The organism is Pseudoalteromonas sp. MMG022 (assembly GCF_021654245.1).
Classification (GTDB): Bacteria; Pseudomonadota; Gammaproteobacteria; order Enterobacterales; family Alteromonadaceae; genus Pseudoalteromonas; species Pseudoalteromonas amylolytica.
The window spans coordinates 12,055-22,337 of record NZ_JAKFZQ010000004.1 but is presented as its reverse complement, the minus strand read 5'-3'; the positions used below and the strand labels follow the sequence as shown (position 1 = coordinate 22,337).

Genomic DNA, 10,283 nt, shown 5'->3' with positions numbered 1-10,283 from the left:
GAACTCAACTGTACTAGTCTTGAAGAGCCATCTTATCTCGCTTTGTACTGTTTTTCTGTAATAAGTTATTACATAATTCATATTACTAAAGTGTTATCTCTGTGTTAATGTCATCTCCATATGGTAGAGCATGAACCCTATTCACTACGGCGCTATTCTTACCATTACTACAACAACTCACTATTTATCAATATCGTGCCTATTACATGGAAAGTATATCAACGACTAAATGCTGCGTGGCTGTGATCTGCGCTGGTAGTTAGTGTGGCTGGTAATGGATAAACGTGAATTGAATGATTAACGTTATAAACAAATGTCTGCTATGACTATAAGGAATATTCTAATGATTAGACAAACCGATCACTACTTTGGCTTTATAGGCACTTTACTTGGTGGAGCGCTCATTCTTTTCTTATTTATATTGGTGCAAGACAGTGTTTCTTCGCACTATGTAGATGCCGCAAAATTGGCTGCGGGAAACAAGGCGAGTGATGCCTGGGTTGTATCCGTTGCCACTTTCGCCTCTTTTCTGGTCTGCTCGACCTTGATATTTGCGCTGGTCCGATTCGGAACAAAAGACTTCTTACAATATTTAGCTGTCAAAGCCTCTTCCATGCCCGATTTGGCTAAGTGGCTAGGTGTAACAGCATTATTTCTGCTAGTTAGCCACACAATCATGTATGCCATGGGTAAACCCTTTGCGGATGACTATGCGGTGTCGCTTTATACTTCAGCCGATGCACTATGGTTGCTGTTAATCGCAGTGATAGTGATTGCGCCTCTATTTGAAGAGCTATTCTTTCGTGGTTATTTGTTCCATGGTTTTTCACGCTCATTTTTACGCCCCGCAGGTGCGGTGATCGTTACCTCTTTACTATGGGGTATGGTACATCCTCAGTACGAGTTATACCTGATTGCTATTATATTTTGTCAGGGGATCATGCTGTGTCTGGCAAGAATGCATACCAACTCAATTCTAACCTGTGTGCTCATGCATGCGCTTATCAATATCACAGTGGTAGGCAAAACGATTTATTATGTAGAGTTTGTTGCTGTTTAAAAGCAGCTAATCATCATTCACGAACAACAATAATGCATAATTAGGTATGAATATATTTATACCCTTGCCGCTTAGAATATGATGCAAATGAAAAGGTCTTTCAATGAAGGCCTTTTTATTGTCTAGCTTTAATAAACATTTATAAGCGATCGTTACAGCTTGATACTTGCGAGCATTTCTTCATCGGCTTCATCCATACCAATCTCAACAAACCCAAAACTTGCATAAAAGGCTTTTGCAACGGGGTTGTGTGGCATGTAACAAATTTCAATTTCTTTAAGGTCTTGGTATGTTCTTATCTCTCTTAAGGCAAGCTTTAAAGCCACGCGGCCAATGCCTTTTTGTTGATGATTTTGATCGACCATAAAGCGCCAGATTGAGACTTTATGCAAAGACTCCTTAACCCACATTAAAAAGCCAACCGCTTCATTGTCTGCGTATATCGCTCTTGTAACATAACCATCGTTAAACATGGACTCAACAAGAGACCACATATTGCATGCAACCAACTCTTCCTGTTCTTTTTTAACATCGAGATCACAAACAGCTTCATAGTTATCTTTGGTTATTTCCTGAAGTGATATTTCCACCTTTATCCCTCTTTGTCAGCGCGTTAACTAAAACACAACTGGTGACTATTTTGATAAGAGATATGGGTGCAGGAATGACTTTCAATATTAGGTACAGATTATTTTATTTGGGCATTAAAAAAGCCGCTCAATAGCGGCTTTCAGGAATGTTTTCAACATTTATATTTTTGTCTTTGGTCAGAACGGAATATCATCATCAAAATCAATTGGCGGTTCCATTGGGTTAGACGCGCCACCTGATTGCGCAGGCTTAGGAGCAAAGCCACCTTGTTGCTGTGGTGCACTTTGTTGTGAAGGCTGCTGAGGTGCAAAACCACCTCCTTGATGAGTGTTACTCTGTTGCGAAGGTGCATAACCACTTTGTTGTGTGTGGCCTTGGCTTGGTTGCTGTTGGCTCTGAGCACCTTGTGAGTATTGTTGCTGCTGTGGCGCTTGGCTTGCGTACTGCTGCTGACCATAGTTGCTTTGCTGCTGTTGGCCACCTTGATACGGTGCGCCACCTTGCTGCTCACCACGACCGCCTAACATTTGCATTTGACCGCCCATATCAACAACGATTTCTGTGGTATATTTTTCTTGGCCACTTTGGTCTGTCCATTTACGCGTCTGTAGACGACCTTCAATGTAGACTTGTGAGCCCTTGCGCAAGTATTCACCCGCAACTTCAGCTAGCTTGCCAAATAACACCACTCGGTGCCACTCGGTGCGTTCTTGCAACTGGCCTGTGTTTTTATCTTTCCAGCTGTCTGTAGTGGCAATACTGATATTCGCAACACCATTGCCGTTAGGCATATAGCGTACTTCTGGATCTTGTCCTAGATTACCAACCAAAATAACTTTGTTTACACCGCGTGCCATGGCACCCTCTCCTCACACTATTAATGCAAGCCAAGTACTTGCTTAGCTTGGTTTAAATCAAATTTTTTATCATCTATCTTCAGATAGCTGCGATTTTCTTCGCTCACGACTATCGCCTCGATCACACCTGGTAATGCGACTAGCTTATCGGCCAACACTTCCGCCTGTTGAGGCTCAGATAGGTCGGTCATTAAGCTGATTATTTTACTCTTGGGCGGGATCTGCATTCGCCATGCAATAAGTAGCCATATTACCCCAACACAGGCCACTGCCGCAAACACTCCATTGGCTTCTCCGTGCTGGGCGATGTAACCACCTAAAATTCCGCCTAAAAATGCCCCAAAAAATTGACCCGACGAAAAAATCCCCATCGCGGATCCCTTCTGAGAAGCGGGAGCAATTCGCGATACCAGTGCTGGCATCGTCGCTTCTAAAAAGTTAAATGCTACAAAATACAAAAGCATACAAACAGCAATGCCAATGACCGAATCAGCAACCAAGGTCAGGCTAAATGTGCTCAGTATGATCAATACAATCGCCGCTAAAAATGTTTCACGTTCTTTTTGCTTACGAATGGCGATTATCATCAGCGGTGCCATTAATACAAACGCTAACAGTAAAACCGGAATATATAACTGCCAATGTGCATCTGCGTTAAGGCCATCAGCTATCAACTGCCCTGGCAGTACCACAAACATCGTTGTGAGTGATAAATGCAGTAGCATAACGCCCAAGTCTAGGCGTAACAATTGTGGATGGCGACTCAGTTTGCGAATATCCACCAGTGTTGCCACAGTATCGCCTTTTGGTGCTTTGTTGATAGCACTGGGCACCACAAATAGGATGATGACAATACCACATAATGCCAACACTGCGGTGAGCCAAAACACACCAGAAATACCAAACGCAGCTGCAACCATAGGACCAAGTAACATCGCAAAGGCAAAACTTAAACCAATACACATGCCTATGACCGCCATCACTTTTGGACGCTGTTCGTCACGACTTAAATCGGCGGCCAAAGCAAGTAGTGCGCTGGCAATCGCGCCCATGCCTTGCAAGGCTCGCCCCACGGTCACCCAATAAATCGAGTCAGCCAACGCGGCGATAACCGAGCCTAAAGCAAATATCATCAGACCAAATATAATCACAGGCTTGCGGCCGAACTTATCAGACAACCACCCCATGGGAATTTGCAACAAAGCTTGCGTTAAACCGTATGCACCGATAGCGAGCCCAATCCACATTGGCGATACATGCTCAAGTGATTGACCATAAATAGCCAACACGGGCATCAGCATAAACAGCCCAAGCATGCGAAATGCAAACACACTGGCCAGTGACAGCGCAGCGCGTTTTTCCAGAAGATTTAAAGATTGATTAGACATAGTACTCGTTTAGTTCTGCTCAGTTTAGCGCGCCACAGTCTATCAAAAAAACTCAGTCTAACTTATATTTTTTTAAAATTTGCGCTAACTTTCCAGAACTACGCAATCGCTCAAACGCTGCTTTTAGCTGCTCTATTTGCGCTTTCGTTACGCTCTCTTTACTCACGGCAATATAAACGGGTTCGGAGTTAACCACCAACGGGGCAATTTCAATCTCAATAAAATCAGGATTATGGTCAACCTGATACATGATGTTGTACTTTTCCTCTAAAAAGCCTGAGATGCGTCCATTGCGTAGTAAATGGAGCTTGCGCTGATTATCTGGCACATAGATAAACTTATCTTCTGAATCAGCTTCTTGTGTCATCCTCTTTTCAAATGCTTCGCCATAATAGGCTCCACGCTGGATGGCCACAGGCATGCTTAGTGAAAACAGCTCTTCAAGTGACTGCACATAAAACGGCCTTTTCCCATTGGTAGCAAAGACAATATTTTCCATTCGCTGAGGGCCTATAAAATAGGCAAAGCGCATCCGCTGAGCGGTTTTTGACACACTCAGCATTAAGTCAATCTCGCCGACTTCAAGCATTTTTAACGCGCGACCCCAAGGAACGCTGACAAACCGATGGCTGCAACCCATTTCTTCGAGCAAACTTTTGGCAAAGTCTACATCCAAGCCATGCCAACGTAATTGTGCATCTTGTTGCGATTGCGCAGAGTAGTTTTCAAAACGCACGATGAATTCACAATGCGAAGTGCTGGCATTGAGTACACAAGAAAGTAATAACAGTGAGAGGCCGATACATGGCCCTATCAGACGCACAAAACTAATCGCTCTAATGTTGATCCCTCCCCCCAGTGTAGAACGTTTAGCAAAGATAAGTTAATTTTTGGCAAAGTATGCGATACTGTTGCGCTAACAATCGTTGCCACTCAACTCTGTAATTAGGTCAAAATGGATAAAATAGAAGTCAGAGGCGCTCGAACGCACAATTTAAAAGATATTTCGCTCACCATTCCACGCGATAAACTCATCGTTATCACTGGATTATCGGGCTCGGGGAAATCTTCACTGGCATTTGATACGCTTTATGCTGAAGGCCAAAGACGTTATGTTGAATCGCTTTCGGCTTACGCACGCCAGTTCTTATCACTGATGGAAAAACCCGATGTGGATCACATTGAGGGTCTATCACCTGCAATTTCTATTGAGCAAAAATCGACCTCTCATAACCCACGTTCAACGGTGGGCACCATTACTGAGATCTACGACTATTTACGCCTTCTTTTTGCCAGAGTGGGTGAGCCACGATGCCCAACCCACGATTTACCGTTGGCGGCACAAACCATCAGTCAAATGGTCGACTCTGTATTGGAACAGCCTCTGGGCAGCAAACTGATGCTATTGGCTCCGGTTGTTAAAAACCGCAAAGGTGAACATGTAAAGTTACTTGAGCAACTGGCCAGTCAAGGTTACATCCGAGCACGTATTGATGGTGAAGTATGTGACCTATCAGATCCGCCAACCTTGGAGCTACATAAAAAGCACACGATAGAAGTGGTGGTTGATCGCTTTAAAGTGAAAGATGGTCTGCAGCAACGTTTAGCTGAATCATTTGAGACTGCACTAGAGCTGTCTTCGGGTATTGCGGTGGTTGCCAATATGGACGAGCCAAATGCTGAAGAAATGATTTTTTCAGCCAATTTTGCCTGTCCTACCTGTGGCTATGCCATGACCGAGCTAGAGCCGAGACTGTTTTCATTTAACAACCCCGCTGGTGCTTGCCAAAGCTGTGATGGTTTAGGAGTACGTCAGTATTTCGATCCACAACGTGTGGTACAAAACCCTGAGTTAAGCCTGAGCGGTGGCGCGATTAAAGGTTGGGACAAACGCAGTTTTTATTACTTTCAAATGTTACAAGCGGTGGCTGAGCATTACGGCTTTGACTTAGAAGTGCCCTTTCAAGCTTTACCGAGCGATGCGCAAAAAGTTATTTTAGAAGGCTCAGGTAAAACAAAAATCGCGTTCAACTACCGAAACGATCGTGGCGACTTGATCACCCGCAATCATGAGTTTGAAGGTGTACTCAATAATATGAATCGTCGTTACAGAGAAACGGAATCAAGCTCTGTGCGAGAAGAATTGAGTAAGTATCAAACCAGTCAGGCCTGTCCAAGCTGTCATGGTTCTCGTTTGCGCGAAGAAGCCCGTAATGTGTTCATTGGACAAACCACATTGCCTCAAGTGACCACCATGAGCATTGGCGCGGCGATGGAGTTTTTTGAGTCACTGACCTTACAGGGGCAAAAAGCGCAAATTGCTGAGAAGATCCTCAAAGAAATCCGTGATCGTCTGTCATTTTTAATCAATGTCGGGCTCAATTACCTGTCATTGGAGCGCAGCGCCGACACGCTTTCGGGTGGTGAAGCCCAGCGGATCCGCCTAGCCAGTCAAATTGGAGCTGGTTTAGTTGGGGTCATGTATGTCCTAGATGAGCCTTCAATAGGCCTACACCAAAGAGATAATGACCGCCTACTGAGCACACTAACGCATCTGCGCGATTTAGGTAACACCGTGATTGTGGTAGAGCATGATGAAGATGCGATTCGTGCGGCGGATCATATCATTGATATTGGTCCCGGAGCGGGCGTGCATGGCGGGCATGTGGTGGCACAAGGCTCTCGTGACGATATTATCAACAACCCCAAATCTCTGACAGGTCAATACCTCAGCGGCGCTAAATTGATTGCCGTTCCCGCACAACGTCACCAATGCAATGACAAGTGGCTGGAACTCATTGGTGCAACGGGCAACAATCTAAAAAGCGTCGACTTGCGCATTCCTTTTGGGTTGATGACGTGTATCACAGGTGTATCAGGTTCAGGTAAATCCACGCTTATCAACGACACCCTGTTTAAACTTGCACACAGCGAACTCAATGGCGCAACGACAGCCGAGGCGGCACCATACAAAGCAATTACGGGCCTAGATCACTTCGATAAGGTGATCGACATTGATCAAAGCCCAATTGGTCGTACCCCCCGCTCTAATCCAGCCACTTACACCGGTATTTTCACCGCAATTCGAGAGTTGTTTGCTGGCACACAAGAAGCGCGTTCTCGGGGTTACAAAGTGGGCCGCTTTAGTTTCAACGTAAAAGGCGGGCGCTGTGAGGCATGCCAAGGTGATGGCGTTATCAAAGTAGAGATGCACTTCTTACCGGATGTTTATGTACCTTGTGATATTTGTGCGGGCAAGCGCTACAACCGAGAAACTTTGGAAGTGTTGTACAAAGGCAAGAATATCCATGAAGTACTTGAAATGACTGTAGAAGATGCCCAGCAGTTTTTCGATAAAATTCCTGCGATAAACCGTAAGCTCACCACTTTGATGGATGTGGGCTTGTCATATATTCGTCTTGGTCAGGCTGCAACAACCTTATCCGGTGGTGAAGCCCAGCGCGTAAAACTTGCCAGAGAGCTATCAAAACGAGATACGGGTAAAACCCTGTATATTCTTGATGAGCCAACCACAGGTTTACACTTCCACGACATTCAACAGTTACTGGTGGTACTGCACCGACTGCGCGATCATGGCAACACCGTGGTGGTGATTGAGCACAATCTAGATGTGATCAAAACTGCAGACTGGATTGTTGACTTAGGCCCTGAGGGGGGGGCTGGCGGCGGTCAAATCTTGATTGCTGGCACACCAGAGCAAGTTGCTGAATGTACACAATCTCATACAGGAAAATACCTAAAACCTTTACTTTAATAGCCAAAGGAATGTAGTTTAACTACATTCCTTCACTACCCAACCACTACAATGCAACAGTTACCCTACTTCATGCCTATCAAGGATAGATTGCGACACTATCAAGCACGCCTGTCGGGCTTTTGGACTTCCTTGAACTTAGCTCAGCGCTGTTACTTGCTCGCGATTATCGTCAGTTTTGTCTACCTCTGGGACGATGCACAAAGCCATGGCTTAATGGTAGGGATCACTGCATTGGTGTTAGTGGCCATGTTGAGTGAATTTTGGCCTAAATTTATTCAGATTTGGGATAGTTTACCGGGCAAAGCGGTAATCTTGTTATTTTATGGTTTTGTCGCCAACTATGCGTTGGTGCAAGCGTCCGGTTTAGTCAACGATATCACTGGAGTAAGTGCTGATCACCTGCCCTACACCCATAACTTTGCAGTGTTATTGTCGGTTCCCATTTGGTTTGTGATCACCAGCCTTGTGGTGCTACTGCTAATCCAATTTTCGATACCTGTCTATATTCTGCTGCTGATGTTGTTGCGGCCCTTTGGCCTACACACTATTTGGCACCCACCGGGTTATCGCTTTGGGATCATCACCGGCTTTATACGTTTTGGTGCTGGGCTATTTTTGTTGATACAACTTACGCTACTAACCACCTATACCGGTGTTCTGTATGGCGTTAGCCAAACTGTAACCAACATAGTGGGCGACATAGAAACAGACTTAACCATAAACGTCATCAAGTCTTCAGACGAGGAAATCGCTGCGGCCATTAAAGAAAAGCCTGAGCTCGAAAGTACCCTTTCCGAGCTAGATGAAGCCAAAGCTATCATTGATCAGCAGGCCAGTAGCTACGAGAAAAAGGTAAAACGGATCTTAGCCAACTTTATCTTCGACAATGAAGCCGATGCTCGCTCTCGCTGTGAGCACAGCGAACATAGCCGGGTGATAGAATTAAATGACTATGAAATTTTAGAAATTGAAAAGATCACCACGGCTGATAAAACAAGTTACCGCTATCAGGTTAAACCATGTATTTCAGCCGCGATAGGTCATCAATTTAAAATGGCTACGATCAAACCATAAACTTCGTTAACTGATCGCGCTCCTGCTGTGACAACGGTTGAGCGCATTTAGCTGAAAAATCATACCGAACCATGACAGTTTTGCCCTCGGCGCAACACTCACCGTGTTGCCACGCCTGCTGTACAATTACAAAAGAGCTATTACCAATATGCTCTATGGCCGTTTTAATCTCCACCTGTTGGCCATAAAACAACTCCCCTTTAAATACCACCTCAACCTTAGCTACAATCAACTTCCATTGATGTGGATTAAGATCTGGGGTGAATATTTTAAAAATAGGCACTCTGGCGGCTTCAAACCACACAGGGAGTACGGTATTGTTTATATGACCAAGCACGTCGGTTTCGCTAAATCGCGGCATCAGCTTTTCAGACAACATAATAATTCCAATAACTGTAGGTAAAATAATGACAGATTTTATAGGCGTTTATGACAACGCGCTAAGCGGTGAGTTTTGTGATCAGTTTATTAATCTTTTTGAACAAAGCCCACACTTAAAACAAGGCACTACATCGGGTGGTATCGACCTTAGCAAAAAAGTGAGTCAAGATCTGTATTTGAATTCTCACCCAGAATACGCTCAGCATCTACAGCACATACAACAAGTCACCGCACAACATGTCTTTAAATATATTGAAGAGCATTTATTTATGATAATCGGTGCGTTTGGTCTGAAAGTTTATCACCCAAAAACGGGAGAACCCGTTGATGTGACGTTCGACAACTTTGCAGAAGTGGGCAAACCCCAACTACCCGTTTTAGTCCAGCAGCTGTTTCGTCTTGGTAATATCCAAGCCCAAAAATATGAAGTCAACAAGGGCGGCTACCCGTATTGGCATAGCGAAGTGTACCCTCAACAAGGTCACAACGAAGCCCTCCACCGCGTATTGCTATTTATGTTCTATCTAAATGACGTCACCGAAGGCGGAGAAACCGAGTTTTATTACCAACAGAAAAAAATAGCACCGAAAAAAGGCACTATGGTGATCGCTCCCGGTTACTTCACGCATACCCACAGAGGTAACAAACCGCTATCGAACGACAAATATATTCTTACTTCTTGGGTGTTGTTTAATCGTGCTGAGCAAATATACGGCACACCTAAGTGATACGTCTATGGGCATGGTATCTAAGCGCGGTGAATAAACTGATTCCATGCCTCTAATAACGCAATAAAGTCTTCATAGCCACAACCACTCAGTAAGCCGTGTTCATCAAGTTCCAGTGCATCATCAGCATAATGACTTAAATCGTCAGCTTGGTGAAACAAAGCGTGTGCTTCAAATAGTGCTTCATCGGCAGACAAAGTAAAACGTATTTCCTTTCCTTCTTTGACAATCACGGGGCTATCTTTGTGCATAGCTTTAGCGTCAGCAACAAGCTGCATTACCTCATCATAGGGTAACTCTTCACTTAACCAACGACCCACCAGCATATGCTCATCGCTGATTTTCACTCTAAACCCGGTGATCGGATCGCGAATAAACTGGTACTCCAAAATTCACTCTCAACTCTTACTCGATAATCTGTGCGCT

The 10,283-nt window shown here is 44.6% G+C and carries 10 protein-coding genes; 4 read left to right on the top strand and 6 right to left on the bottom strand.

Annotated features, from left to right (window positions below):
• The first annotated feature begins 343 nt into the window (after positions 1-343).
• Positions 344-1,060, top strand: a complete 717-nt coding sequence (locus L1070_RS04765; protein WP_237124681.1) for a type II CAAX endopeptidase family protein — start codon at positions 344-346, stop codon at positions 1,058-1,060.
• A 152-nt stretch (positions 1,061-1,212) separates the two neighbouring features.
• Here L1070_RS04765 and L1070_RS04760 read toward each other — a convergent pair whose 3' ends face one another.
• The 4 genes from L1070_RS04760 to L1070_RS04745 all read right to left on the bottom strand — a co-directional run bounded on the left by L1070_RS04760 (position 1,213) and on the right by L1070_RS04745 (position 4,719).
• On the bottom strand, positions 1,213-1,650 hold the full coding sequence (locus L1070_RS04760) for a GNAT family N-acetyltransferase (protein ID WP_237124680.1): 438 nt from the start codon (positions 1,648-1,650) through the stop codon (positions 1,213-1,215).
• Positions 1,651-1,827: 177 nt separating this feature from the next.
• Entirely contained in the window at positions 1,828-2,508 is a 681-nt protein-coding gene (gene ssb / locus L1070_RS04755; protein WP_237124679.1) for a single-stranded DNA-binding protein, read from the bottom strand.
• 20 nt (positions 2,509-2,528) lie between these two features.
• Complete coding sequence (locus L1070_RS04750; protein WP_070983129.1) at positions 2,529-3,896, bottom strand: MFS transporter; 1,368 nt, start codon at positions 3,894-3,896, stop codon at positions 2,529-2,531.
• A 52-nt stretch (positions 3,897-3,948) separates the two neighbouring features.
• The gene (locus L1070_RS04745; protein WP_237124678.1) at positions 3,949-4,719 is read right to left on the bottom strand and encodes a transporter substrate-binding domain-containing protein; all 771 of its coding nucleotides are present in this window, start codon (positions 4,717-4,719) and stop codon (positions 3,949-3,951) included.
• A 132-nt stretch (positions 4,720-4,851) separates the two neighbouring features.
• On the opposite strand from L1070_RS04745, the gene uvrA reads away from it, so the two are divergent.
• On the top strand, positions 4,852-7,671 hold the full coding sequence (uvrA, locus tag L1070_RS04740; RefSeq protein WP_237124677.1) for an excinuclease ABC subunit UvrA: 2,820 nt from the start codon (positions 4,852-4,854) through the stop codon (positions 7,669-7,671).
• A 51-nt stretch (positions 7,672-7,722) separates the two neighbouring features.
• Positions 7,723-8,748 carry a hypothetical protein gene (locus tag L1070_RS04735; RefSeq protein WP_237124676.1) on the top strand — a complete coding sequence of 342 codons (1,026 nt, stop codon included), beginning with the start codon at positions 7,723-7,725 and terminating at the stop codon, positions 8,746-8,748.
• Here L1070_RS04735 and L1070_RS04730 read toward each other — a convergent pair.
• Entirely contained in the window at positions 8,738-9,127 is a 390-nt protein-coding gene (locus tag L1070_RS04730) for a thioesterase family protein (protein WP_237124675.1), read from the bottom strand. The genes L1070_RS04735 and L1070_RS04730 overlap by 11 nt on opposite strands.
• 28 nt (positions 9,128-9,155) lie before the next feature.
• On the opposite strand from L1070_RS04730, the gene L1070_RS04725 reads away from it, so the two are divergent.
• The gene (locus tag L1070_RS04725) at positions 9,156-9,857 is read left to right on the top strand and encodes a 2OG-Fe(II) oxygenase (protein WP_070983125.1); all 702 of its coding nucleotides are present in this window, start codon (positions 9,156-9,158) and stop codon (positions 9,855-9,857) included.
• A 20-nt stretch (positions 9,858-9,877) separates the two neighbouring features.
• Here the strand turns inward: L1070_RS04725 and L1070_RS04720 are convergent, their stop codons facing one another.
• Positions 9,878-10,246, bottom strand: coding sequence for a YacL family protein (locus L1070_RS04720; protein WP_070983124.1), 369 nt, complete (start codon positions 10,244-10,246; stop codon positions 9,878-9,880).
• Positions 10,247-10,283: the final 37 nt, after the last annotated feature.